Below are 25762 nucleotides of genomic sequence, written 5' to 3'. Positions count from 1 at the left end.
AATCCACTCACGAGAGAATCGGAACCCATGAGCCAGATGTTGCAGATGTTCCAGCAGGCCGGTGCAGCGCAGTTCAGCGCGATGATCGGCCAGGTCGCCCCCTACTTCGCCAGCATCGCCCCGCAGTTCGTCGAACTGCGCGCGGGCTACGCCGAAATCACCTTTCCCAAGCGCCGCGAGGTGCTCAACCACATCGGCACCGTGCACGCCATCGCGCTGTGCAACGCCGCCGAGCTGGTGGCCGGCACCATGACCGACGCCTCCATCCCCGCCGGCACCCGCTGGATTCCCCGCGGCATGACGGTGGAATACCTGGCCAAGGCCAATGGCGACGTGCGCGCCGTGGCCGATGGCAGCGCGGTGGACTGGTCGGTGCTGGGCGACGTCAAGGTGCCGGTGATGGCCTATGTCGGCGACACCGCCGTGCTGCGCGCCGAGATCACCATGTACCTGAGCAAGGCGTGAAAGCGCAGAGGCCCGGATCGCTCCGGGCCTCTTTCATTCACTGCCAGAAGCGCTGCTGGCTGAGGCGACCCCACCCGTTCAGCAACACCCGGTCGACGGCTGCGCTGGCGGCCAGGCCGAAGCGCTCCTGCAGGCTCTTCTTCTCGATGAAGTTGAGCAGGAACAGGTCGGCCTCGCGGGCGCGCTCGGCCAGGTACTCGTCGCTGGTCTTGAGCTCATCCACCAGGCGCTTTTCCAGTGCGGCCATGCCCAGCCAGACCTCGCCGGTGGCCACTTCGTCGATGGCCAGTTGCGGGCGGTAGCGAGCGACGAAGTTCTTGAACAGCTCGTGGGTGGTTTCCAGGTCTTCCTGGAATTTCTCCCGGCCCTTCTCGGTGTTCTCGCCGAACACGGTGAGGGTGCGCTTGTACTCGCCGGCGGTGAGCACCTCGAAGTCGACGTCGTGCTTCTTCAGCAGGCGGTGCACGTTGGGCAGCTGCGCCACCACGCCGATGGAGCCGAGGATGGCGAAGGGCGCGGAGAGCACCTTGTCGCCGATGCAGGCCATCATGTAGCCGCCGCTGGCAGCGACCTTGTCGACGCACACGGTCAGCGGGATGCCCGCCTGGCGGATGCGCGCCAGCTGCGAGGAGGCCAGGCCGTAGCTGTGCACCATGCCGCCGCCGCTTTCCAGGCGCAGTACCACTTCGTCAGCGGGGGTGGCCAGGGTCAGCAGCGCGGTGATCTCGTGGCGCATCTGCTCGGCGGCCGAGGCCTTGATATCGCCATCGAAGTCGAGGACGAAGACCCGCGGCTTCTGCTCGCCGGCCTTCTTCGCCGCCTTGGCGGCCTTGGCCTCTTCCTTGCGCTGGGCCTTGATGCGGTCCTTGTCCAGCAGCGAGTGCTCCAGGCGCTCGCGCAGGCCTTTATAGAAATCGTTGAGCTTGGTCACCGCCAGCTGGCCACTGCCCACGCGACGCCCTCGCCCGCGCACGGCGGCTATCGCCACCAGGACGACCAGGATGGCCACCACCAGCGTTATCGTCTTGGCGAGAAAGCTCGCGTAATCGGCTAAGAACTCCACAACACCCCCTTTGGGATCGACTGTCGCCCGCTGTGGCAGGCGCGAAACCGGCCAAGCATACCCGCCCCCATCGGTCATCCACCAGAGACGGAAAAACCGCTTAATAAATAGCGGGAATGCATTCAAACAAGCGTATGTTTTTTCGTTGACAGCCCCAGAGCTTCCCCATAACCTCGCGAAACTTTCAACGTCCCGGGACGGCAGCGTACGTGGGCAGCATCTACCTGATCCGACATGGCCAGGCTTCATTCGGCGCCGATAACTACGACGTGCTCTCCGCCGTCGGAGTTCGCCAGGCCGAAGTCCTCGGCGACCATCTCGCCGGCCTCGGACTGAACCTCGACCGTTGCGTCGCCGGCAGCCTGCAGCGCCAGCAGCACACCGCCGAAGCCGCGCTCTCGCGCTTGCGTGCCGCCGGCCTCGCCGCCCCCGCCGTGGACACCGACCCGGCCTTCAACGAATTCGACGCGGACGCCGTGATCCGTGCGCTGCTGCCCAGCCTGCTGGAGCAGGAGCCCGAAGCCCTGCACATCATGCGCAACGCCCCACAGAACCGCGCCGAGTTCCAGCGCCTGTTCTCCAGGCTGGTGCTGCGCTGGGTGGCGGGCGACTACGACAACGCCGAGCTGCAGAGCTGGCAGGCCTTCCACGACCAGGTCGCGGGCGGGCTGGAACGTGTGCTGCAACACGCCGAAAGCAAACAGAACATCGCGGTCTTCACCTCCGGCGGTACCATCACCGCCCTGCTCCACCATGTGGCCGGCGTGCCGGCGGACCGCGCATTCGAACTCAACTGGCAGATCGTCAATACTTCGCTCTCGCGCCTCAAGTTCCGTGGCAGCGAAGTGGCGCTAGCTTCCTTCAACAGTCATGTGCATCTGGAACTGTTGAGGGCGCCGGAACTCATCACCTACCGATGAGCCCGGCCCACTGCGGCTCTCGGGCCGCTAGAAAAACCTGAAAAATAAAGGATAGAACCATGACCACAGTTGCTGACATCGTCAAAAACATGCAGTCCAAGTTCAACGCCGGTGCCGCCGCTGGCCTGGACCTGGTATTCCAGTTCAACATCGAAGATGGCGACAACCACTACCTGGTCGTCAAGGACGGCACCTGCGACGTACAGCAAGGCGACGCCCCGAACCCGAACGTCACCCTGATCATGAGCACCGAGACCCTGGTCGGCATCATGACCGGTGAAACCGACGGCATGCAGGCCTTCATGGGCGGCAAGCTGCGCGCCGAAGGCGACATGATGCTCGCCATGAAGCTCGGCGAGCTCTTCCCGGTCTAAGCTTTCGAGCTGGCCAGGAACAAAGGAAACCGGAGTCCCAGGGCTCCGGTTTTTTTTCGCCCGGCGCAGGTGAATCCGGGCTAATCAGGCAGTTTGATTGTGCTGCAACACGCCTGCCTATAACGGCCCTTCGCCCTTGTGACGCCCTCGGGGCGGCATTAGATTAGCGAATAATCTCGGGCCCTCATCATAAGTAGAAGGGATAAGCATGACGCTTACTGATCAGTCCACCCGCATCCGCGAAGGCGAAGAGCTCGACGCCGCAGCCATCGATCCTTACCTCAAGGCCAATATCCCCGGCCTGACCGGCACGCCGCGCATCAGCCAGTTCCCCGGTGGCGCCTCGAACCTGACCTACCTGCTGGAGTACCCGGAGCGCGAGTTCGTCCTGCGCCGGCCGCCTTTCGGCCACAAGGCCAAGTCCGCGCACGACATGGGCCGCGAATTCCGCATCCTCAACCAGCTCAACGACGGCTTCCCCTACTGCCCGAAAGCCTACGTGCACTGCACCGACGAGTCGGTGATCGGCGCCGAGTTCTATGTGATGGACCGGGTCAAGGGCGTGATCCTGCGGGCCGACGTGCCGGCCGAGCTGAACCTCGACGAAGCCAAGACCCGCGAGTTGTGCAAGAACTTCATCGACAAGTTCGTCGAGCTGCACAACGTCGACTACAACGCCTGTGGCCTGGGCGACCTGGGCAAGCCGGAAGGCTACGTGCAGCGCCAGATCGGTGGCTGGAGCGACCGCTACGAGAAGGCCCTGACGCCCGACGCGCCCACCTGGGAGCCGGTCAAGGCCTGGCTGCGCGACAAGATGCCGGCCGACCACCACAAGCCGGCGATCGTGCACAACGACTACCGCTTTGACAACGTGATCCTCGACCCGGCCAACCCGATGAACATCATCGGTGTGCTCGACTGGGAGCTGACCACCATCGGCGACCCGCTGATGGACCTGGGCAACACCCTCGCCTACTGGATCGAGGCCGCCGACCCGGCACCGGTGCAGCTGATGCGCCGCCAGCCGAGCCACCTGCCCGGCATGCTGACCCGCCAGGCGTTCGCCGACTACTACGCCGAGCGCGCCGGCCTGCCGCCGATCAGCAACCTCGACTTCTACTACACCTACGGCCTGTTCCGCCTGGCCGGCATCGTGCAGCAGATCTACTACCGCTTCTTCCACGGCCAGACCCAGGACAAGCGCTTCGCACAGTTCATCCACATGAACAAGCTGCTGGAGCAGATGAGCCTGCAGGTCATCGGCAAATCACGGCTGTAACACGGCTCACAACAAGGGGAACCCCATGTCCAAGACCCACCTGTTCGACCTCGACGGCAAGATCGCCTTCGTATCCGGCGCCAGCCGCGGCATCGGCGAGGCCATCGCCAAGCTGCTGGCCCAGCAGGGCGCCCACGTGATCGTCTCCAGCCGCAAGATCGACGGCTGCCAGGCCGTCGCCGACGCCATCATCGCGGAGGGTGGCAAGGCCACCGCAATCGCCTGCCACATCGGCGAGATGGAACAGATCCAGAGCGTCTTCGCGCAGATCCGCGAACAGTTCGGCCGCCTCGACATCCTGGTCAACAACGCCGCCACCAACCCGCAGTTCTGCAACGTGCTGGACACCGACCTGTCGGCCTTCCAGAAGACCGTCGACGTCAACATCCGCGGCTACTACTTCATGTCCATCGAAGGCGGCAAGCTGATGAAGCAGAACGGGGGTGGCAGCATCATCAACGTCGCGTCCATCAACGGCGTCTCCCCGGGCGAGTTCCAGGGCATCTACTCGGTGACCAAGGCCGCCGTCATCAGCATGACCAAGGTCTTCGCCAAGGAATGCGCGCAGTTCGGCATCCGCTGCAACGCCCTGCTGCCGGGCCTGACCGACACCAAGTTCGCCTCGGCCCTGACCAAGAACGACGCCATCCTCAACGTCGCCCTGCAACGCATCCCGCTCAAACGCGTGGCCGACCCGAGCGAGATGGCCGGCACCGTGCTGTACCTCGCCAGCGATGCCTCCAGCTACACCACCGGCGTGGCACTGAACGTGGACGGCGGCTTCCTCTCCTGAGGAAACCCCGCCCATGAAAAAGGGAGCCTTCGGGCTCCCTTTTCGTTTGTGCATCGACACGGGTGGTGCGAGGCGATCAGCGCCAGTCCTTGAGTGCCTGGGTGGCGACCGGGTTGAGCGGCTGGGCCAGCAGGCCGGTGGGCGAAAGGGCGACGGAGTAGACCGCGCCATCGGCCATCGGCAGGTAGGTCACCCGCTGCGCCTGCGGATCGAAGAGGAACAGGTCGCGCTGGTTGAGCCGCAGCCAGCGCCACAGGTCGATGCCATAGGGGCTGACGGCCAGCTCCGCCTCGGGGTGCTGAGCCAGTTGCTGCTCCTCGATGGCGAGGAAGCGGCCGGAGAGTTTCTCCAGGCGGTAGCCCGGCTGCAGCCCGATCAGCTCGGCCAGGCCCTTCAGGCGCAGCAGACGCGCGTCCAGCTGCCACAGGTCGCCGTCCAGCAGCACGCTGCGCTCGTTGCCTCCCTCCAGCAGGGTCACCTCGTAGCGTTGCGGGCCGAGGGCTTTGAAGTTGAGGGTGACGATGGGCTTGTCGGCATGCAACGGCTCGTAGCGCGTCAGGTCCCAGGCCACGGTGCCCACCAGCAGCGCCAGGGCGAGGAATGCCAGCCCGACGGTGCCGCGCAACCAGCCGAGGAACCAGCTGCGATCGAAGAGGATGCGCGCGGCGACCACCGCCGCGAGTAGAGCCAGCAGGGCAATGCCCCAGGCCAGGCCGTCGTACTGCATGGAACCCTTTCCTTCTGTGCAAAATAGCCGGCATTATGCGGACCTCCCGGCGCAGCGACCAGTTGCCGCGCTGCGCAATCGGACACAGATCGAGCATTTATGCCCTTCCCTCTCGACTTCGCCGTCGACCCCGTCACCCTTCTGGTGCTGGCGGCGGTCGCCTTTCTCGCCGGTTTCATCGATGCCATCGCCGGTGGTGGGGGCCTGCTGACCATCCCCGCCCTGCTCACCGCCGGCCTGCCGCCGCACCTGGTGCTGGGCACCAACAAGCTGTGCGCCACCTTCGGCTCGGCCACCGCCAGCTACACCTTCTACCGGCGCAAGCTGTTCGAGCCGGCCAAATGGCGCGGGGCGCTGATCGCCACGGCCCTGGGCGCGGCCATCGGCGCCGTCATCGCCCATTGGCTGCCGGCCCACTGGCTGAACCAGATGCTCCCCGTCGTGGTGTTCGGTTGCGGCCTGTACCTGCTGTTCGGCAAGGTGCCGGACGCCCAGCACGCCACGGACGCTCCGATCCCCCGCCGTCGCCAGTGGCCCCAGGGCCTGGGCCTCGGCTTCTACGATGGCGTCGCCGGCCCCGGCACGGGCGCCTTCTGGACCGTCAGCAGCCTGCTGCTCTACCCCCTCGACCTGGTGCGCGCCAGCGGCGTGGCCCGCACCATGAACTTCGTCAGCAACGGCGTGGCACTCGCGGTGTTCGTGGTCGGTGGCCAGGTGGCCTGGCTGCTGGGCATCTGCATGGGCGTCGCCCTGATGGCGGGCGCCTTCCTCGGTGCACGCACGGCCATCAGCGGCGGGGCGAAGTTCATCCGCCCGGTGTTCATCTGCGTGGTGTTGGCGCTGACTGCGCGGCTAGCCTGGCAGCACTGGTTCTGAGTGGCCCAGGCGGCGCGCCAGGTAGAGGTCGATCAGGTAGCGCGCGATGGACTTGCTCGCCGGCAACGGCGGCAGGTCATGGATGGAGAACCACTGGGCATCCTCGATCTCGCCGGGCTGCGGGACGATATCGCCACTGACGTACTCGGCGTGGAAGCCGAGCATCAGCGAATGCGGGAAGGGCCAGTTCTGGCTGCCGATGTACTGCGGCGTGGCGATCTCCACGCCGACTTCCTCGCGCACCTCACGCGCCACGCACTGCTCCACCGACTCGCCCGGCTCGACGAAACCGGCCAGGGTGCTGTAGACGCCACTGACGAAGCGTGGCGAACGCGCCAGCAGCAGCTCGTCGCCACGGGTCACCAGCACGATCATGCTCGGCGACAGGCGCGGGTAATGGTGCACGCCGCAGCTCTGGCAATGCATGGCACGCTCGCCGCTCACCTGGCTCATGCGTGCGCCGCAGCTGCCGCAGAAGCGGTGGTGGTCGGCCCAGGTGCCGATCTGGGTGGCGAAGCCGAGCATGCGGAAGGTGTCCGGATCGCCCTGCATCATCAACTGGCGCAGGCCGACCCAGGCGCTGCCGGGTACATCGGCGGTGCTCGAGAGCTCAAGCAGGTAGATCTCGTCGCCATCGAAATGGCCGATGCCGTGTTCGGAGAGGATCGGCAGGTCCTGGCGCTTCAGCCATTCCCGGGGGAACAGCACGCCATTGCCATCGGCGAGGAACTGCTGGCGGCAGTGGGCCAGGGCCCAGCCACCGGTGCGGCCGGCATCGAGCAGGCCGGGCTGCCAGCGTTCGCCAGCCATCAGGCGGCCACCGACAGGCCTAGGGCGCGCACGCTCTCGGCGGCCAGGTCGAGCACGCTCGGCTGGGCGTCGGGGCGCAGCACGCCGCCGCCCTCGAGGTAGTACTCGAGGCTGGTCAGCGCATCGGCCAGGGTTTCCAGCAGTTGCTCGGACGGCATCTGCGGCGCTTCGATCATGTCCTTCTGGATGAAATCGCCACAGGCGCCCACCAGCAGCGCCGCACGCTCCTGGCCGAGGAACCAGAGGCCGCCACGCACCGCCTGCAGGGTCAGGGGCACGTTGGCCAGGTGCAGCTTGTCGCCGTTGGACTCGAGGTACGCGGTGATCGCACGCTTGGCCATGGCCAGGCCCGCCTGGGCCTCGTCGATGACCACGATGCGCGCCTCGGTCAGTTGGTGCTGGGCGAAGGATTCGGACTCGGTCATCGCCTGGGCGGCGGCCTGGCGGCTTTCGCGGCGCTCGCCACGCTCCAGGTCGGCGACCATGCTTTCCACGTAGAGCACCGCGTCCGCCAGCTTGTGCAGGGACTCGGGCGCGGCCGGCGTCGCCTCGCTCCAGCCCGCCACCACCGGCAACTGGGCGTGGAGCGCATTGGCGGCGGAGGTCTGGCCGACCATGCCGAGGGTCTTGGCCAGCTTGCCCAGCAGCGCGTGCAGGCTGCCGAAGCTGTCCGCCTGGGCGGTACCGCGCTCGATCAGGTCGAGCACATCCTTGACGCTGGCCAGCTCCTCGCGGATGGCCGAGGAAAGGGAACGCATCACCGCCTGCCCCGGGCCGGCCAGGCGCTGGTATTCCTCTTCCAGCAGGTGGTCGGTGAAGGGCAGCGCGGTCATGCCGAAGACGGTGCGCAGCTCGCTCGCACGGGGTCCCTGGGTATCGGCCAGGGCGACGAGGTAGAGCAGCTCTTTCTGCAGGCTGCGGGGCGCCTCGTAGAGCTCGTTCGCCAGCAGTTGCTTCAGCTCGCGGTCGATGCGCGAGAACAGCTGCTTGCGAGCCTTGCGCGGCAGCAGCTGGCCGTCCAGAACGGCCTCGACGGCAGCGGCGCCGATCCAGCACAGGCGTGCGCGCGGGTCGATGGCGTAGAGGCTGTCGAGACGGCCGAGGGCGCGACCCATGAGCTTCAGGCTGGCCTGGGGGTTCTGCTCGCGGATGAAGCCCAGCAGGCCCACCTGGTACATCTGCCGCAGGCGGCGGGCCAGGAGGTCCTGGGCACCGGTCTCGGGCAGGTTGGCGGCTGCGGGAACGCGCGCCTGGTCCAGGCGCACGCTGAAGAAGAAACTTTCAGGCAGCGCCGGCTGGCCGGCGGCCTGGCGCAACTCGTTGATCGCCGGCAGGAGCAGCTCGGGCATTTCCTGGCGATGGGCGTCGACGTTCTCCAGGTAGCGACGCAGGACGTAGAGCGCGTTGCTCAGGGCTGCCAGCTGGGTGTCGCGCTCCTCGCCGACACCGGCGGGAATGTCGGTCGCCTGGTCCAGGACTTCCTGGGCCAGCAGTTCGGCGCCGGTCAGCTCGATGAGATTCAGGGTGCCGCGTACCTGCTGCAGGCTTTCCACGGCCTGTTGCAGCAGGCTGCCGTTCTGCCGTTCGACGATGAACTGCTCGAGGCTCTGTTCGGCCTGTTCTATGGTGGCGAACAGCTCGTCGCGCACCAGGCTCAGGGAAGTGGCTCCAGTGACCATGCGTCTAGCGCGCCTCCAGCGCGGAGTTCTCGTACAGCATCAGTCGGCGAATTCCGGCTTCTGTTTGTTCATGTGGGCGGCCATGGCCACGCGCAGGTCGGCGGACTGCAGCATCGCCGCATTCCAGGTGGCGATGTATTCGAGGCCGTCGTCGACGCGGTGGTCACGCATGTAGCGAATCATTTCCTTGGTGCCACGCACGGCGACCGGGGACTTGGCGGCGATCTCGCGGGCCAGGGCGAAGACCCCTTCCAGCAGCGCGTCGCGGTCGGCGTAGGTGCGGTTGACCAGGCCGATGGAGCGGGCCTCCTCGCCGTCGATGGTGCGCCCGGTGTAGGCCAGCTCGCGCATCATGCCGTCGCCGATGAGGCGCGGCAGGCGCTGCAGGGTGCCGACGTCGGCGGCCATGCCGATGTCGATCTCCTTGATGGAGAACTGGGCATCGGTGGTGGAGTAGCGCATGTCGCAAGCGGAAATCAGGTCGATGGCGCCGCCCAGGCAGTAGCCCTGGATGGCGGCGAGCACCGGTTTGCTGCAGGTGTCCACCGCATTGAAGGAGGCCTGCAGCTCGAGGATCTTGCGGCGCAGCGCCAGGGCGTTGCGGCCCACGTCCTTGCCCAGCTGGGCGCCGACCGACGCCAGCAGCATCAGGTCGATGCCCGAAGAGAAGTGCTTGCCGGCGCCGGAGAGGACAACCACGCGGACCTCGTCGTTCTCGCTCGCCCAACGGAAGATGTCGATGATCTCGACCCAGAAATCCGCGTTCATGGCGTTGATTTTCTCGGGGCGGTTTATTTCGACGTGGGCAATCTTGTCTGCCAGTTCTACGCGAAAGGCTTTGTAGTCGGACACGGCAGTCATCCTCGCCAGTTCTGGTGCTGGCCTGTCAGAAATTTCAGGTTTTTTGAATCCGGCAACTATATCAAGCGTTCGATGAAAGTCGAAGGCGACCTCTGTGATGCAGGACACGCCATGGCAGTTAGAAGCCGCTTGCAACGGGGCTCAAGGGCGCGAGCCAAGGGCCTCCTCGTGTACCCGGTTGCGCCACTGGCGCCAGGTATAGAGCGGGATGCCGGCCATGAGCACGAGGAACCCCCAGAAGATAGCCTGCTCGCCCGTGCCGTAGAGCGCCCAGATCGAGTAGGCGAAACCGAGCACACCGATGGCCACCAGGCGGCCACGCTCGTTGGCGGAGAAATCCCCCGGCTGCACCGCCAGTTGCTGCAGCAGCGCGGCGGTGCAGAAGGCGTAGGGCACGACGCCGGTCATGGTGCCGAGCAGGATGATCACGTTGAACACGTCCACCAGCTCGCCCTGCCCGTCCACCAGCACCAGGGCGGTGACCAGCACGCCGGAGATCAGCAGGCCGTTGGCCGGCACATCGTGCTTGTTGGTCCTGGCCAGGGACTCGGGCAAGAGGCCGTCACGCGCGGTGGCCATGGGGATCTGCCCCTGCAGCAGCACCCAGCCGTTGAGCGCGCCGAGGCAGGCGATGACCGCGCCGGCCGCCACCAGGTGGTAGCCCCAGTCGCCGATCAGCACCCTCGCCGCATCGGCGAAGGGCGCCGTGGAACGCACCAGGACCTCGGGGGGCAGCACGCCCTGCACGGCGGTGATGGAGAGGATGTAGACCGCCGCCGCCACCAGCGTGCCGAACACGGTGGCGCGGGGGATGGTGCGCTTGGGGTCGCGCACATGATCGGCCGGCACGGTGGCGGACTCCAGGCCGATGAAGGACCAGAGCGTCAGCGCCGCCGTGGTGGCGATGGCCTTGGCGTAGCCGCCGGAACCGGGCGGCAGCTCGCTGACATCGGGGATGCGCAGGTACTCGGGGTGGAAGGAGAACCAGCCGAGCACGCCCACCAGCAGCAAGGGGATCAGCTTGAGGGCGGTGAGGATGTTCTGCGCCAGGCCGAAGGCACCGATGCCGCGCAGGTTGACCAGGGTGCAGAGCCAGATGGCACCGATGGCGGTAGCGACCGTCAGCAGCGGGTCGCGCAGGGCCGGGAAGAACACTTGCAGGTAGCCCACCAGGGTCACCGAGATGGCCGCATTGCCGATCCACGCGGCCTTCCAGTAGGTCCAGGCGCAAAGGTAGCCGGCGAAGGCGCCGAAGCCGTCGCGGGTATAGGCGTAGGGCCCGCCGGCACCGGGGTTGAGCCGGGCCAGGCGGGCGAAGGTCAGCGCCAGGATCACCGCCCCGGTGCTGGAGATGAGCCAGCCGAACAGGCTAAGGCCGCCATAGGCCGCGAGGCTGGAGGGCAGCAGGAAGACCCCGGAGCCGATCATGTTGCCCACCACCAGCGCGGTGCAGGTCCAGAACCCCATGGTGCCTGCCCGGCCCGCCGGTCTTTCCTCGCTCATCGCGCCCCCAGGCCCGTCATTCCCTTATGCAGTCAACGGTATAGCAGCGCCCCGTGGGGCTGTCGTCGTGCTGCAGGCCGTGGACATCGGAATCGAAGCCGGGGAAGCAGTTGTCGAAGGTCCGGGCGAAGGCCAGGTAGTCGATGATCGAGCGAGTCTGCGCGGTGAAACGCTCGCCCGGCATGATCAGCGGGATGCCCGGCGGGTAGGGCACCAGCATGACCGCGGCGATGCGCCCCTGGAGCTGCTCGATGGGCACCGCCTCGACCTCGCCGCGCACCAGCTTGTCGTAGGCCTCCGAGGGCTTGATCGCCAGCTCCGGCAGCGCGGTGTACATGCGTCGCATGGCGCGGGCGGTAGCGTTGTCGCGGTAGCAGGCGTGCAGTTCGTCGCACAGGTCGCGCAGCCCCAGCCCCTGGTAGCGGGCACCGCCGGCACGGGCCACCGAGGGCAGCGCGCTGGTCAGCGGGGCGTTGGCGTCGTAGGAGCGCTTGAACTCCAGCAGCTCGGTGAGCAGCGTGCTCCATTTGCCCTTGGTGATGCCCATGGAGAACAGCACGAGGAAGGAGTAGAGCCCGGTCTTCTCCACCACCAGCCCGCGCTCCCAGAGGAACTTGCCCACCACGGCGGCGGGAATCCCCTGCTCGCCCAGCTTGCCGTCGGCGCTGAGGCCGGGGGTGACCAGGGTGACCTTGATCGGGTCGAGCAGCACGTAGTCGTCGGCCACGTCGCCGAAGCCGTGCCAGTCGGCGCCCGGCTGCAGCAACCAGTCGCGGGTCGCCACCGACTCGGCGCCCTCCACCTGCGGCGGCTCCCAGATATCGAACCACCAGTCCTGGGCATCGAGGGTCTGCCAGACGTTGGCCAGGGCGCGGCGGAAGCTCACCGCTTCGTCGAAGGTCTCCTGGATCAGCGAGCGCCCGGCGGGGCCTTCCATCATCGCCGAGGCCACGTCGAGCGAGGCGATGATGCCGTACTGGGGCGAGGTGGAGATGTGCATCATGAACGCCTCGTTGAAGCGGTCACGGTCCAGCTGGCGACTGCCGCCGTCCTGCACGTGGATCATCGAGGCCTGGCTGAAGGCCGCCAGCAGCTTGTGGGTGGAATGGGTGGTGAACACCAGCGGGCCGTCGTCGGTGCGCCGGGTGCCCATGCCGTAGCGCCCGTCGTAGAACTCGTGGAAGGCCGCGTAGGCGTACCAGGCCTCGTCGAAATGCAGCACCTCGACTACATCGCCCAGCGCCTGCTTGATCAGTTCGGCGTTGTAGCAAAGGCCGTCGTAGGTGGAGTTGGTCACCACCGCCAGCTTCACCTTCGGCGCCCGACCCCGGGCCAGGGGGCTGGCGTCGATCTTGGCCTGGATGGATTCGCGGCTGAACTCGCTGAGCGGGATGGGCCCGATGATGCCCAGCTCGTTGCGCTCCGGGCAGAGGTACAGCGGGATGGCGCCGGTCATGATGATCGAGTGGAGGATGGACTTGTGGCAGTTGCGGTCCACCAGCACCAGGTCGTCGCGGGCGACCATGGAGTGCCAGACGATCTTGTTCGCCGTCGAGGTGCCGTTGATCACGAAGAAGGTGTGGTCGGCGCCGAAGTTGCGCGCGGCACGGGCCTCGGCCTCGGCGAGCGGGCCGGTGTGGTCCAGCAGCGACCCCAGTTCGGGCACCGAGACGGAGAGGTCCGAACGCAGGGTGTTCTCGCCGAAGAACTGGTGGAACGCCTGCCCCACCGGGCTCTTGCGGTAGGCGACGCCACCCCCGTGGCCGGGCGTGTGCCAGGAATAGTTGGATTGCGCGGTGTGCTCCACCAGGGCGCGGAAGAACGGCGGCAGCAGGCCTTCGAGGTAGTTGCGCGCGGCGCGGGCGACCTGCCGGGCGAGGAAGGGCACGGTGTCTTCGAAGAGGTAGAGCAGGCCCCGCAACTGGTTGAGGTCGGCCATGGCTTCGGCCGGGGCATTCTCGATGGTGACCTGCTCGCCCAGGGCGAAGATCGGCAGTTGCGGTGCGCGCACCCGGGCCACGCGGATCAGCTCGACCACGTCCTGCAGCAGCCGCTGGTTCTCGCCCGCGCCTTCGGCGGCGACGAGGATGCAGGCCAGGCCATGGTGGGTGGAGGCGACGATGCGCCCTTCGGCGGAACTGGCGGTGGAGAGGATGGCGAAGCCGTCCTGCTCCAGCTCGCGGGCGATGCCGCGCACGCGATCACCGGCGACCGTGTCGGCCTTGATGTCGCGGTGGACGATGAGGATGGGGAACTTCAGGTCTTTGTACATGCAGGCTTCCCGAGGGCGGCGGGGGTCGTCCCGCCTGTGCCCTCAGGGTAGAAGCTTGCCGGAGTCGACGGAACCCCGGCTGCCTCAGCCTGTAAGAAAAGGTCGCGCCTCTGGAACTCGGCCGACTCAGGCTTCCGGAGCCGCCGGTTGCTCCATCTGCACCCAGAGCGCGGGGGCGCCGGAGGACTTCTCGATCACCGCCATGCGTGCCATGTGGGCCTGGAGTTCCGCCTCGCTGGCGAGGATCACGCGGCCCGGCGCGCGGCCGGTGATGCGGCGGATGGGGCTGGCCTGCGGACCGTTGCCGCTGTCCTCGCCGCTCTCGCCCGCCAGGGACAGGTTGGTCTGGCCACCGGTCATCGCCAGGTAGACGTCGGCGAGGATCTCGGCGTCGAGCAGTGCGCCGTGCAGGTCGCGGCCGGAGTTGTCGACGTCGTAGCGCTTGCACAGGGCGTCCAGGCTGTTGCGCTGGCCGGGGTGGCGACTGCGAGCCATCAGCAGGGTGTCGAGCACGCCGCAGTGTTCGGCGATGTCGGAGCGGTCGCTCTGGCCCAGCAGGGCGAATTCGTTGTTGATGAAGCCGATGTCGAACGCCGCGTTGTGGATGATCAGCTCGGCGCCCTTGATGAACTCGAAGAACTCGTCGGCGATGTCCTTGAAGCGCGGCTTGCCCACCAGGAACTCGTTGGTGATGCCGTGGACCGCGATGGCGCCCTCGTCCACTTCGCGATCGGGCTGCAGGTAATAGTGGAAGTGGCGTCCCGTCAGGCGGCGACCCTCCAGCTCGACGCAGCCGATCTCGATGATGCGGTGACCATCGGTCACCGGCATGCCGGTGGTTTCGGTATCCAGTACTACATAACGCATGTTCGGGCCCGTGAATGAATGGCTCTGTATATAAGGAAGGAAAGCCGCAGGCGGCATTCTAGCGGGCGTTCAGCTCGCTGACACCCCGGTTGGCCAACTGGTCGGCGCGCTCGTTGCCCGGGTGGCCGGTATGGCCGCGCACCCATTGCCACTCCACCTCGTGGCGGCTCACCTGCTCGTCGAGCAGTTGCCACAGGTCGGCGTTCTTCACCGGCTGCTTGGCCGCGGTCTTCCAGCCCCGCTTCTTCCAGTTCGGCATCCACTCGCGAATGCCGCGCATCACGTATTCGGAGTCGGTCACCAGGCGCACCTTGCAAGGCCGCTTGAGCTCGGCCAGGCCACTGATGGCGGCCATCAGCTCCATGCGGTTGTTGGTGGTGTCGCGCTCGCCACCCCAGAGCTCGCGCTCGACGCCCTTGTAGACGAGCAATACGCCCCAGCCACCGGGACCGGGGTTACCCTTGCAGGCGCCGTCGGTGTACATCTCGACTTGATCGGTCACTTATGCCTCGTGTTTCGAATCGCGCCGGCTGACCTTGGCCACCGGCATCGGCACCAGCTTGCCCATGGGCTCGCGGCGTGCCGGACGCAATGGGCGCAGGCCGACCACCAGCTTGCGCGCCACCAATAGATAGAAGCCGGCGCCGAACCACTGCCCGGCGCCTCCCCAGCGCTCCAGCCGGGCCAGGCGTGCTTGCCAGGCCGCCGAAGCGAGCGGCGGACGATAGCACCCGAAGCGGCGTTTCTCCAGCGCGAAGCCCAGCAGGTTGAGCCAGTCCGCGACCCGCGTCGGCGAGATGCAGCGGGCCTTGCCCAGGGCGTCCCCGGCGAAGTAGTGGCGCAGCCCCCAGGGGCTCCATGGGTTGACCCCGACGATCAGCAGGTGCCCGCCGGGCCGCACGCTGCGCGCGGCTTCACGCAGCAGGCCATGAGGCGACAGGCAGAAATCCAGCCCGTGCTGCAGCACCACCACGTCGGCGGCGTGCTCACTGAGCGGCCAGGCATTTTCCTCGCAGACGATCTCGACCCCCGAGAGCGGCGCCCCGAGGTGCACACTGCGCTGGATCTGCTTCGCCCCCGGCGGCAGCTCGGCGCGCGGGCCGTAGTGCACCAGGTAGCCACCGAAATAGCGTGCCAGTTCGTCCTCCAGCAGGCGCTGCTCCTCGAACAGCATCAGGCCGCCGAGCGGACCTTCGAACCAGGTGCGGGCATCGTCGATCAGCTCGATCCAGGCGGGGTCGGCCTGGGCGAAGGCTTTCTCGGTCATGGAAATCTCCTGCATGGGAGCCCTAAGATGCTCCTTTGCTCACTGATTGGCGACCGGATCATGATACAGATCGACCCCCTGCGTGCCTTCTCCGACAACTACATCTGGCTGTTGCAGGATGCGACGGAACGCCGCTGCGCGGTGGTCGACCCGGGTGACGCGACACCGGTGCTGGCCTGGCTCGAGGCCCACCCCGGCTGGACCCTGACGGACATCCTCATCACCCACCACCATGCCGACCACGTCGGCGGCGTCGAGCGCATCAAGGCGGCCACCGGGGCCCGCGTGCTCGGCCCGGCCAACGAGCGCATCCCCGGTCGCGACGAGGCCCTGGGCGAAGGTGACCTGGTGCAGGTGCTGGGTCTTTCGTTCCGCGTCATCCACGTGCCCGGCCACACCCTCGGCCACATCGCCTTCTTCCACGCGGATGCCACGCGGCCGCTGCTGTTCAGCGGCGACACCCTGTTCGCCGCAGGCTGCGGGCGCATGTTCGAGGGCAACCCGGAAGGCATGCAGGATGCCCTCGCCCGCCTCGCCGCGCTGCCGGCGGAAACCCTGGTGTACTGCGCCCACGAATACACCCTGAGCAACCTGCGCTTCGCCCGTGCGGTGGAGCCCGGCAATGCCGATGTAGCGCGACGTTTCGAGGAGGTCACCCGGCTGCGCGAGCAGGACGGCGTCAGCCTGCCCACGACCATCGGCCTGGAACGCCTGACCAATCCCTTCCTGCGGGTGAATGAAACATCCGTAAAAGAAATAGCCGACAAGCGGACCGGGACCCACAATCCCGCACCCGCACAGGTCTTCGCCGTCATCCGGGCATGGAAAGACGGCTTCTGAAACCCCTCTCAGGTCACAGTTGAGCTGGTGAAAACTTGACCACCCCCGGGTCGGTTTCTAGAATCGCCCGATCTTTTTGCCCGGAAAAGCACCCTGACCAATGCCGTCCAAGTCGTACCAAACCCTTGATCTAGACGCATTGGTTCGAGCCTCCCGGGCGCTCGTGCTGGTGTGCGCCGCCGCGCTGGCTGGATGCCAGAGCGCCGCCCACAAGCCCGAGGACGCGGGCCAGGACACCGACCTCGCCGTCGGCATGCAGCAGCAGAACCAGTGGCTGGACGAGGTGCCCGTCGAGCGCGAACCCCAGGACATCTGGGTGCGCATGCGCAAGGGCTTCGCCCTGCAGGACGAGATCGGCGTCAACCCGCGCATCGAGCAACAGCGCCTGTGGTTCGTCAGCAATCCCTCCTTCGTCGAGAACGCCAGCCAGCGCGGCAGCCTGTACATCCACTACATCGTCGAGCGCCTCGAAGAGCGCAAGATGCCGTTGGAACTGGCCCTGCTGCCGGTGATCGAGAGCGCCTACAACCCCTTCGCCTATTCCCGCTCCGATGCGGTGGGGCTGTGGCAGTTCATCCCCTCCACCGGCCGTCACTTCAACCTGCGCCAGACCAGCTGGTACGACGGTCGCCGCGACATCACCGCCTCCACCAATGCGGCCATGGACTACCTCGGCCGCCTGCACGAGATGTTCAACGGCGACTGGCTGCTGGCACTGGCCGCCTACAACGCCGGCGAAGGTACCGTGAGCCGGGCCATCGAACGCAACCAGAAGCTGGGGCTGCCAACCGACTACTGGAACCTGCCTCTGCCCCAGGAAACCCGTGACTACGTGCCCAAGCTGCTGGCCCTGTCCCAGGTGGTACTGGCGCCCGAAGCCTACGGCGTGAACCTCAGCCCCATCGCCAACGAGCCCTACTTCGAAGTGGTCGAGCTCAAGCAACGCATGGACCTGTCCCGCGTGGCCGCCATGGCCGAAGTGGACGAGGACGAGCTCTACCAGCTCAACCCCGCCTTCAAGAAACGCATCACCGTGGACGGCCCGCAACAGCTGCTGGTGCCGACCGAGAAGGCCGAGCTGCTGGCCGCCAACCTGTCGATGATGAAGCCGCAGGACCTGGTGGAGTGGCAGGAGTACAAGGTGCGCAACGGAGACAGCCTGCATGGCATCGCCAACCGCTACCACGTGACGGTGAACACCCTGAAGGAGATCAATGGTCTTTCCGGCAACCACCTGCGCGTGGGCCAGGCCCTGAGCATCCCGGTGGAGCCGGGCGCCAAGCCGAGCCAGCCGCTGTTCCAGAACCTGGCCCGTGCCGAGGAGCGCCCGAGCAGCGCGCCGCGTACCTACAAGGTGAAGAATGGCGACAACCTCTGGCAGATCGCCAAGCAGACCGGGGTCGACGTGGCTGATCTCAAGCGCTGGAACCGTCTTTCCGGCAACGCCCTGAAGGTTGGCCAGAGCCTGGCGCTGCAAGCCCCCGGCCAGTCAACCGCGGCGAAGAGCACAGCGCGCATGGTCGCCTCGATCGACAAGCCCGGCCGCGATGCGGTGACCTACTACAAGGTCAAGGAAGGCGATTCGCTCTACGTGATCGCCAAGCGCTTCAACGTCGAGATGAAGCACCTGCAGCGCTGGAACCCGCGCAGCGGCCACGCCCTCAAGCCCGGCCAGACCCTCACGCTCTACCTCCCCTGAGTCAGCGCCTCCAGGCATCGCCCGGCCAACTGGGCGAAGCGCTGGAAGGCGATGAACTGCTCATGCTTGAGCGCCCTTCCCGATAGCCGGCAGTCGGCGTAGATCACCCCGATCTCGCGGCTGCCCGCCCGCAGCGGTGCGACGAAGAACATCCCCTGGCCGAACCAGCGGCGCATGGGCTGGGTCACCAGGTCGCTCAGGCTGTAGCTCGCCGGGATTCCCATCCACAACGCCTCGCGACTGCGCAGCACATAGCTGAACAGGTGCGGCTGCTCGGGCAGTTCCGCCGGCAGCTCGAACTCGCTGAGCCAGTGGGCACTGCCCTCGCCCACCGCGCGCTTGGCGCGGAAGCGTGTCTGCCGATCGGCAAGCACGGCGATCATCACCCGTTCGAGCCCGACGCCCTGGTGCAGGCCCTTGGTCAGGGTGTCGAGGATCAGGCTGACATCCGCATTACGCGAAACCATCATCCCCAGGTCCTGCAACGCCTGCTGCATCAGCAACAGGTCCGGCTGCAGCAGCCGCGCCTTGCGCTGGGCCTGCTGTTGCAGCAACTGCTCGGGATCGGTATTGGGGATCAGCGCGCAGAGCTTGCTGGCACCGAAGGTCGCCGCCACCTTCACCGCCTCGTCGGCGCTGGCCAGTACCTGCTGCATCGCCTCCTCGGGGGTGACGCCGATGAAACTCGCCAACTGCCCCACCAGCTTGCCCATGGACGCCGAATCCCAGCCTTCGAGAGCCGCCTCGCTGATGCGCACGCCGAGGCTGACGGCCTTTACCGAAGGGTCGTTCTGCGCGCTGCCGCCCTGGGCCAGGGCGACGATCTCGCCGAGGTTCCAGCTCTTCACCAGGCCGCCGGTGAGCTGGCGGAAGCTGGTGCCCAGCACCTGGCGCACCGCCTCGTCCTCGTCGACACCCGCCTGGGCCAGGGCGCTGGCCAGCTCGTCGGCCTGTTCGCCGCCGCAACCCCAGAAGGCCAACTCGCCCAGGTGGTAGAGCAAGGCGGCGATGAACACTTCCTCCTGATCGCGGGTGAGCACGTAGCCGGCGATGTTGCGGGCCTGCACGGCGGCATGGAAGGAGCGTGCGAGCAACTCCTGCAGCTGCTCGCGCGGGGCGCGGGTGAGCAGGCCGTCGATCAGCGACAGCGACAGACCGATCAGCCTCACGTTGTCGAAGCCGATCAGCACGATCGCCCGCGAGATGGTGCGGATCGTTTCCTGGGAAGGGTTGTAGTAGACGCTATTGCCGACCCGCAGCACCTTCGAGGTGAGCGCGGCGTCGCGCAGGAGCACGTCGGCCAGTTGCTGGACCGACGCCTTGTCGTGTTGCGCCAGCTTGTGCAAGTCCTGCACCACCGCGGCGAGAGCGGGCAAATCCGCCTGATTGAGCCTGTCGATCCATGACTGCAAACCATGGCTACGTGAACCCAAGATAGGAACCCCTGCACGTTTTCCGGAAGTGTAGTCAAAATGCTGGCCATCCGGCCCTGAACCAGCTCTTTTTCCAGTGGATACAAGCTGTTACTGTACCGGACAAAATGCCCGCCCGACGGCTCCCGCCGAGGGCCCGAGATGCAGCCGGCGGCACGCCCGTCCGAGGTGTTCATGCCCAGCCAGGCTCACGATCCCACCCACGACCACCCTGCCATGGACCGGATACACGCCTGATGCGCCGCCTCTTGCTCCTGATGATCAGCCTGGCCAGCGGCCCGGTGGCCGCGACCATCAGCGAGAGCCATGGCTATGCCCAGTTCGGCACGCTCAAATACCCGGAAAGCTTCTCCCACTTCGACTGGGTGAACCCCGATGCCCCCAAGGGCGGCACGCTGAGGGTGATGGCCTTTGGCACCTTCGACACGCTCAACCCCTACACCTTCAAGGGCAGCAGCCCGGTATCAACGCCGAACTTCCTACAGTACGGCGTCACCGAGCTCAACGAGCCGCTGATGGCGGGCACCGGTGCTTACGACCCCTCCGGCGACGAGCCCGCCTCCAGCTACGGGCTGATCGCGAGAAGCGTCGAGTACAGCGAGGACCGCAGCTGGGTGGTATTCAACCTGCGCCCGGAAGCGCGCTTCCACGACGGCCAGCCGATCACGGCCTATGACGTCGCCTTCTCCTACCGCACCCTGGTGAGCAGCGGCCACCCGCAGTACCGCACCAGCCTGCAGGAGGTGCAGCGGGTCGACATCCTCAACCGCCACCGCATCCGCTTCGTGCTCAAGCGCGCGGGCAACCCGCTGCTGATCCTGCGCCTGGGCGAGATGCCGGTGCTGCCGCAGCACTACTGGAAGAACCGCGACTTCAAGGCCACCAGCTTCGAGGCACCACTGGGCAGCGGGCCTTACCGCATCACCCAGGTCCGCCCCGGGCGCGGGCTGGTGTTCGAACGGGTCAAGGACTGGTGGGGCGAAAAGCTGCCGGTGAACCGTGGCAAGTACAACTTCGACCGCGTCGAGGTGGAGTTCTACCGCGACAGCAACGTGGCCTTCGAGGCCTTCAAGGCGGGTGAATTCGATTTCTACATCGAGCACCAGGCGAAGAACTGGGCCAATGGCTACCGCTTCCCGGCCATCGCCCGCGGGGATGTGATCCGCGCCGAGATACCGCACCAGATCCCCACCCAGACCCAGGCGCTGTTCATGAACACCCGCCGCGCCACCTTCCAGGATCGCCGCGTGCGCGAGGCCATGGGCCTGATGTTCGACTTCGAATGGACCAACCGCGCACTGTTCAACAACGCCTATGCGCGGGCCCGCAGCTACTACCCCAACAGCGAGTTCGAGGCCGGCGGGAAACCCGAGGGCCAGGAATGGCTGCTGCTCTCCCCCTACCGCGAGCAGTTGCCGGCCAAGCTGTTCACCGAGCCCTTCAAGGTCCCGGAAACCGATGGCCGCGGCATCCCCAGGGAAACCCTGCGCCGCGCCCTGGGTCTATTGGCCGACGCCGGCTGGAAGCTCTCCGGCCAGCGTCTGGTGAACAGCCGTGGCGAACCGCTGCGTTTCGAAATCCTGCTGGTCAATCCGAACCTTGAACGCATCCTCCAGCCCTACAGCGAGAACCTCGCCAGCATCGGCATCGACGTCACCCTGCGTACCGTCGACCGCGCCCAGTACAAGCAGCGCCTGGACCATTTCGACTACGACATGATCCTCATGACCCTGGCCCAGACCCTCAGCCCCGGACTGGAGCAGTCGCTCTACTTCCACTCCAGCCAGGCCTCCGTGAAAGGCAGCAAGAACTACGCGGGCATCGCCGACCCGGTGGTGGACGCCATGGTCGAGAAGCTCCTCGGCGCCCACAGCCGCGACGAGCAGGTCGCCGCCGGGCGCGCACTGGACCGCACGCTGCTCTGGCAGCACTACAGCATTCCCAACTGGTACATCAACTACCACCGCCTGGCGTACCGCAACAGGTTCGCCTTCGTCACCACGCCGCCCTATACCCTGGGCCTGCGCGCCTGGTGGCTGAAGCCCACGGAGAAATCCCGATGAGCAAGACCCTGCGCTCCCTCTGCCTGAGCGGCTGCGGCGCATTGCTGCTGACCCTCGTCGGCATCGCCCATGCCGAGCCCCGCCACGCGATCACCCTCTACGACGAGCCGCCCAAGTACCCGGCGGACTTCAAGCACTTCGACTGGGTCAACCCGGACGCCCCCAAGGGCGGCACCCTGCGCCTCTCCGGCTTCGGCGGCTTCGACAGCCTCAACGAGTTCATTCCCAAGGGCACGGCGGCGGGCCAGTTGGGGCTGATCCACGACACCCTGACCTACCACTCCCCCGACGAGCCCTTCACCGAGTACGGGCTGCTCGCCGAGAAGATCGAGAAGGCTCCGGACAACAGCTACGTGCGCTTCTACCTGAACCCCAAGGCGCGCTTCAACGACGGCACCCCGGTGACCTCGGACGACGTGGTGTTCACCTTCAACATCCTGGTCGAGCACGGCGACCCGATGTACCGCCACTACTATTCCGACGTGGCCCAGGTGGTGGCCGAGGACAAGCAGCGCGTGCGCTTCGACTTCAAGCACCCGGGCAACCGCGAGCTGCCGCTGATCCTCGGGCAGATCCAGGTGCTGCCCAAGCACTGGTGGGCCACCCGCGATTTCTCCCGGAACACCCTGGAGCCGCCGCTGGGCAGTGGCCCCTATCGCATCACCAAGGTGGACGCCGGGCGCTCGATCCGCTTCGAGCGGGTCAAGGACTGGTGGGGCAAGGACCTGCCGGTGAACCGCGGCTACTACAACTTCGACGTCATCACCGTCGACTACTACCGCGACATGTCGGTGGCGCTGGAGGCCTTCAAGGCCGGCCAGTTCGACTTCAACCTCGAGTACTCCGCCAAGGACTGGGCCACCGGCTACGACAGCCCCGCCCTGCGCGCCGGCAAGATCATCAAGCAGGCCATCCCCAACCACAACCCGGTGGGCATGCAGGGCTTCGCCTTCAACATCCGCCGGCCGGTGTTCCAGGATCGCCGGGTGCGGGAGGCCATCGCCTCGCTGTTCGATTTCGAATGGACCAACAAGCAGCTGTTCTTCGGTTCCTACAAGCGCACCCGGAGCTTCTTCGAGAACTCCGAGATGGCCGCCACCGGGCTCCCCAGCGAGGCCGAACTGAAGATCCTGGAACCGCTGCGCGGGCAGATCCCCGACGAGGTCTTCGCCCAGGAATTCAAGCCACCGGTCAGCGATGGCAGCGGCATCATCCGCGAGCAGAAGCGCCGCGCCTACAAGCTGCTCACCGAGGCCGGCTACCGCATCGAGAACGACAAGATGGTCGGCCCCGACGGCAAGCCCCTGGCCTTCGAGATCATGATCGCCCAGGCCAACCTGGAGCGCGTGATCCTGCCGTTCAAGCGCAACCTCTCCGAGCTGGGCATCGACCTGACCATCCGCCGTGTCGACGTCTCGCAGTACATGAACCGCCTGCGCTCGCGCGACTACGACATGATCCCCGGGACCTGGGGCCAATCCAACTCGCCGGGTAACGAGCAGATGGAGTTCTGGCACTCGCGCAGCGCCGACAGCCCGGGCAGCCGCAACTTCATCGGCCTGCGCGACCCGGCCATCGACAAGCTGGTCGAAGGGCTGATCCGCGCCGACTCGCGGCAGAGCCTGATCGACCATTCCCGCGCCCTGGACCGGGTGCTGCTGTGGGGCAACTACGTGGTGCCCAACTACTACGTGGACACCTGGCGCGTGGCCTACTGGAACCAGTTCGACCGCCCCGCCACCACGCCGCTGTATGACTTCGGCATGCTCACCTGGTGGCAGAAGCCCGGCGCCAAGCCCCCCGCTGAGGAGGCCGATGCAGAAGACGCCCCGGCCAACGCCGCACAGAGCGAGGAAGCGCAGTAATGCTCGCCTACATCCTGCGGCGCCTGCTGCTGATCATCCCCACCCTGTTCGGCATCCTGCTGATCAACTTCATCATCATCCAGGCCGCCCCCGGCGGCCCCGTTGAGCAGATGATCGCCAAGCTCGAAGGCTTCGATGCCGCCGCCGGCGGCGCCACCGGGCGCATCTCCGGCGGCGGCGCCGAGGTTTCGGTGGCCGGCTCGAACTACCGCGGCGCCCAGGGCCTGGACCCGGAGCTGATCAAGGAAATCGAGAAGATGTACGGCTTCGACAAGCCGGCCCATGAACGCTTCTGGCTGATGATCAAGAACTACCTGCACTTCGACTTCGGCAACAGCTTCTTCCGCGATGCCAAGGTCACCGACCTGATCATCGAGAAGATGCCGGTGTCGATCTCCCTGGGCCTGTGGAGCACGCTGATCATGTACCTGGTGTCGGTGCCCCTGGGCATCGCCAAGGCGGTGCGCCACGGCAATGCCTTCGACGTCTGGACCAGCACCGCGATCATCGTGGGCTATGCCATTCCCGCCTTCCTCTTCGCCATCCTGCTGATCGTGCTGTTCGCCGGTGGCAGCTACTACGACTGGTTCCCCCTGCGCGGGCTGACCTCCAACAACTTCGACGAGCTGAGCCTGGGCGGCAAGATCCTGGACTACCTCTGGCACCTGGCGCTGCCGGTACTGGCGCTGGTGATCGGCAACTTCGCCACCCTCACCTTCCTGACCAAGAACAGCTTCCTCGACGAGATCAACAAGCAGTACGTGATCACCGCCCGCGCCAAGGGCCTGTCGGAGAGACGCGTGCTCTACGGCCACGTGTTCCGCAACGCGATGCTGCTGATCATCGCCGGCTTCCCCGCCGCCTTCATCGGCATGTTCTTCACCGGCTCGCTGCTGATCGAGGTGATCTTCTCCCTCGACGGCCTGGGTCTTCTGAGCTTCGAATCGGCGCTGAACCGCGACTATCCGGTGGTGTTCGGCACCCTGTTCATCTTCACCCTGCTGGGACTGATCGTGAAACTGATCGGCGACATCACCTACACCCTGGTCGATCCGCGCATCGACTTCGAAAGCCGGGAGGGCTGACATGCAACTCTCGCCAATCAATCGACGTCGCTTCGAGCGCTTCAAGTCCAACAAACGGGGCTGGTGGTCGCTCTGGCTGTTCCTCGTGCTGTTCATCGCCAGCCTGGGCGCCGAGCTGATCGCCAACGACAAGCCGCTGGCCGTGCGCTACGACGGCCAGTGGTACTTCCCGGTGTTCAAGCGCTACCCGGAAACCGCCTTCGGCGGCGAGTTCCCCCTGGAGGCCAACTACAAGACGCCCTACATCCGCGAGCTGATCGCGGCCAAGGACGGGCGGATGATCTGGCCGCCGGTGCCCTTCAGCTACGAGACCATCAACTACGACCTCAAGGTGCCGGCCCCCGCGCCGCCCTCCCCCGACAACCTGCTGGGCACCGACGACCAGGGGCGCGACGTGCTCGCCCGGGTCATCTACGGTTTCCGCATCTCGGTGCTGTTCGCCCTGACGCTGACCATCCTCAGCTCCATCATCGGCGTCATCGCCGGTGCCCTGCAGGGCTTCTACGGGGGGTGGGTGGACCTGGCCGGGCAACGCTTCCTGGAAATCTGGTCGGGCCTGCCGGTGCTCTACCTGCTGATCATCCTCGCCAGCTTCGTGCAGCCGAACTTCTGGTGGCTGCTGGGCATTATGCTGCTGTTCTCCTGGATGAGCCTGGTGGACGTGGTGCGCGCGGAGTTCCTCCGGGGTCGCAACCTGGAGTACGTGCGCGCCGCCCGGGCGCTGGGCATGCAGAACGGCGCGATCATGTTCCGCCACATCCTGCCCAACGCCATGGTCTCGACCATGACCTTCATGCCCTTCATCCTCACGGGCGCCATCGGCACCCTCACCGCCCTGGACTTCCTCGGCTTCGGCCTGCCGCCCGGTGCCCCCTCGCTGGGCGAGCTGGTGTCCCAGGGCAAGGCCAACCTGCAGGCACCCTGGCTGGGCATCAGCGCCTTCGCCGTACTCGGCGTCATGCTGACCCTGCTGGTGTTCATCGGCGAAGCCGCCCGCGATGCCTTCGACCCGAGGAAGTGA

Annotated in this window: 23 protein-coding genes; 12 read left to right on the top strand and 11 right to left on the bottom strand. The window is 66.4% G+C overall.

What is annotated here, in order from left to right; translation table 11 throughout:
- The first annotated feature begins 27 nt into the window (after positions 1–27).
- A complete protein-coding gene (locus tag PHLH3_RS09905) occupies positions 28–465 on the top strand; it encodes a hotdog fold domain-containing protein (protein WP_173178792.1) in 438 nt (145 codons plus the stop codon).
- A 37-nt stretch (positions 466–502) separates the two neighbouring features.
- On the opposite strand, the gene sohB is transcribed toward PHLH3_RS09905, so the two are convergent.
- Positions 503–1528, bottom strand: coding sequence for a protease SohB (gene sohB / locus PHLH3_RS09900; RefSeq protein WP_213629060.1), 1026 nt, complete (start codon positions 1526–1528; stop codon positions 503–505).
- Positions 1529–1737: 209 nt separating this feature from the next.
- Between sohB and PHLH3_RS09895 the strand changes: the two genes are divergently transcribed.
- From PHLH3_RS09895 to PHLH3_RS09880, 4 genes are all read left to right on the top strand, one after another.
- Positions 1738–2448: a histidine phosphatase family protein gene (locus PHLH3_RS09895; protein WP_213629059.1), complete on the top strand. Its 711-nt coding sequence runs from the start codon at positions 1738–1740 to the stop codon at positions 2446–2448.
- Positions 2449–2507: 59 nt separating this feature from the next.
- Positions 2508–2822, top strand: a complete 315-nt coding sequence (locus PHLH3_RS09890) for an SCP2 sterol-binding domain-containing protein (protein ID WP_021221784.1) — start codon at positions 2508–2510, stop codon at positions 2820–2822.
- Positions 2823–3030: 208 nt separating this feature from the next.
- A complete protein-coding gene (locus PHLH3_RS09885; protein WP_213629058.1) occupies positions 3031–4101 on the top strand; it encodes a phosphotransferase family protein in 1071 nt (356 codons plus the stop codon).
- Between the two features lie 25 nt (positions 4102–4126).
- Entirely contained in the window at positions 4127–4894 is a 768-nt protein-coding gene (locus tag PHLH3_RS09880) for an SDR family oxidoreductase (protein WP_173178796.1), read from the top strand.
- Between the two features lie 76 nt (positions 4895–4970).
- On the opposite strand, the gene PHLH3_RS09875 is transcribed toward PHLH3_RS09880, so the two are convergent.
- On the bottom strand, positions 4971–5621 hold the full coding sequence (locus tag PHLH3_RS09875; RefSeq protein WP_213629057.1) for a hypothetical protein: 651 nt from the start codon (positions 5619–5621) through the stop codon (positions 4971–4973).
- A 99-nt stretch (positions 5622–5720) separates the two neighbouring features.
- On the opposite strand from PHLH3_RS09875, the gene PHLH3_RS09870 reads away from it, so the two are divergent.
- On the top strand, positions 5721–6497 hold the full coding sequence (locus PHLH3_RS09870; RefSeq protein WP_213629056.1) for a TSUP family transporter: 777 nt from the start codon (positions 5721–5723) through the stop codon (positions 6495–6497).
- Here PHLH3_RS09870 and nudC read toward each other — a convergent pair.
- The 8 genes from nudC to PHLH3_RS09830 all read right to left on the bottom strand — a co-directional run bounded on the left by nudC (position 6474) and on the right by PHLH3_RS09830 (position 15756).
- On the bottom strand, positions 6474–7307 hold the full coding sequence (gene nudC / locus PHLH3_RS09865) for an NAD(+) diphosphatase (RefSeq protein ID WP_213629055.1): 834 nt from the start codon (positions 7305–7307) through the stop codon (positions 6474–6476). The genes PHLH3_RS09870 and nudC overlap by 24 nt on opposite strands.
- Entirely contained in the window at positions 7307–8986 is a 1680-nt protein-coding gene (locus tag PHLH3_RS09860; protein WP_173178800.1) for a ferrous iron transporter B, read from the bottom strand. The genes nudC and PHLH3_RS09860 overlap by 1 nt, the downstream gene beginning before the upstream one ends.
- Positions 8987–9025: 39 nt before the next feature.
- Positions 9026–9838, bottom strand: coding sequence for a crotonase/enoyl-CoA hydratase family protein (locus tag PHLH3_RS09855; protein WP_111261339.1), 813 nt, complete (start codon positions 9836–9838; stop codon positions 9026–9028).
- A gap of 150 nt (positions 9839–9988) precedes the next feature.
- The gene (locus PHLH3_RS09850) at positions 9989–11350 is read right to left on the bottom strand and encodes an amino acid permease (RefSeq protein WP_213629054.1); all 1362 of its coding nucleotides are present in this window, start codon (positions 11348–11350) and stop codon (positions 9989–9991) included.
- Between the two features lie 16 nt (positions 11351–11366).
- Positions 11367–13622 (bottom strand): arginine/lysine/ornithine decarboxylase, encoded by a 2256-nt coding sequence (locus PHLH3_RS09845; protein ID WP_173178802.1) that lies wholly within the window; start codon positions 13620–13622, stop codon positions 11367–11369.
- A 126-nt stretch (positions 13623–13748) separates the two neighbouring features.
- The gene (dnaQ, locus tag PHLH3_RS09840) at positions 13749–14489 is read right to left on the bottom strand and encodes a DNA polymerase III subunit epsilon (protein WP_213629053.1); all 741 of its coding nucleotides are present in this window, start codon (positions 14487–14489) and stop codon (positions 13749–13751) included.
- Between the two features lie 58 nt (positions 14490–14547).
- Positions 14548–14991: a ribonuclease HI gene (rnhA, locus tag PHLH3_RS09835; protein WP_213629052.1), complete on the bottom strand. Its 444-nt coding sequence runs from the start codon at positions 14989–14991 to the stop codon at positions 14548–14550.
- Positions 14992–15756, bottom strand: a complete 765-nt coding sequence (locus PHLH3_RS09830; RefSeq protein ID WP_111261361.1) for a methyltransferase domain-containing protein — start codon at positions 15754–15756, stop codon at positions 14992–14994.
- Positions 15757–15816: 60 nt separating this feature from the next.
- On the opposite strand from PHLH3_RS09830, the gene gloB reads away from it, so the two are divergent.
- Together gloB and PHLH3_RS09820 are read left to right on the top strand one after the other, a co-directional pair.
- Positions 15817–16596: a hydroxyacylglutathione hydrolase gene (gene gloB, locus PHLH3_RS09825; RefSeq protein WP_213629051.1), complete on the top strand. Its 780-nt coding sequence runs from the start codon at positions 15817–15819 to the stop codon at positions 16594–16596.
- Positions 16597–16696: 100 nt separating this feature from the next.
- Positions 16697–18295: a lytic transglycosylase domain-containing protein gene (locus tag PHLH3_RS09820; protein ID WP_213629050.1), complete on the top strand. Its 1599-nt coding sequence runs from the start codon at positions 16697–16699 to the stop codon at positions 18293–18295.
- Here PHLH3_RS09820 and PHLH3_RS09815 read toward each other — a convergent pair.
- Positions 18283–19707 carry an HDOD domain-containing protein gene (locus PHLH3_RS09815; protein ID WP_213629049.1) on the bottom strand — a complete coding sequence of 475 codons (1425 nt, stop codon included), beginning with the start codon at positions 19705–19707 and terminating at the stop codon, positions 18283–18285. The two genes, PHLH3_RS09820 and PHLH3_RS09815, sit on opposite strands and share 13 nt — an antisense overlap.
- Positions 19708–19964: 257 nt before the next feature.
- On the opposite strand from PHLH3_RS09815, the gene PHLH3_RS09810 reads away from it, so the two are divergent.
- From PHLH3_RS09810 to PHLH3_RS09795, 4 genes are read left to right on the top strand one after another with little or no spacing between them, the layout of a single operon-like run.
- Positions 19965–21791 (top strand): extracellular solute-binding protein, encoded by a 1827-nt coding sequence (locus PHLH3_RS09810; RefSeq protein WP_213629048.1) that lies wholly within the window; start codon positions 19965–19967, stop codon positions 21789–21791.
- On the top strand, positions 21788–23656 hold the full coding sequence (locus PHLH3_RS09805) for an extracellular solute-binding protein (RefSeq protein ID WP_213629047.1): 1869 nt from the start codon (positions 21788–21790) through the stop codon (positions 23654–23656). Before PHLH3_RS09810 ends, PHLH3_RS09805 begins: the two co-directional genes overlap by 4 nt.
- Complete coding sequence (locus PHLH3_RS09800) at positions 23656–24741, top strand: microcin C ABC transporter permease YejB (protein WP_111261331.1); 1086 nt, start codon at positions 23656–23658, stop codon at positions 24739–24741. Before PHLH3_RS09805 ends, PHLH3_RS09800 begins: the two co-directional genes overlap by 1 nt.
- A 1-nt stretch (position 24742) precedes the next feature.
- Entirely contained in the window at positions 24743–25762 is a 1020-nt protein-coding gene (locus PHLH3_RS09795) for an ABC transporter permease (RefSeq protein WP_213629046.1), read from the top strand.

The organism is Pseudomonas sp. Pc102 (assembly GCF_018408275.1).
GTDB classification, from domain to species: domain Bacteria; phylum Pseudomonadota; class Gammaproteobacteria; order Pseudomonadales; family Pseudomonadaceae; genus Metapseudomonas; species Metapseudomonas tohonis.
This window is presented reverse-complemented; position numbering and strand designations above follow the sequence as displayed.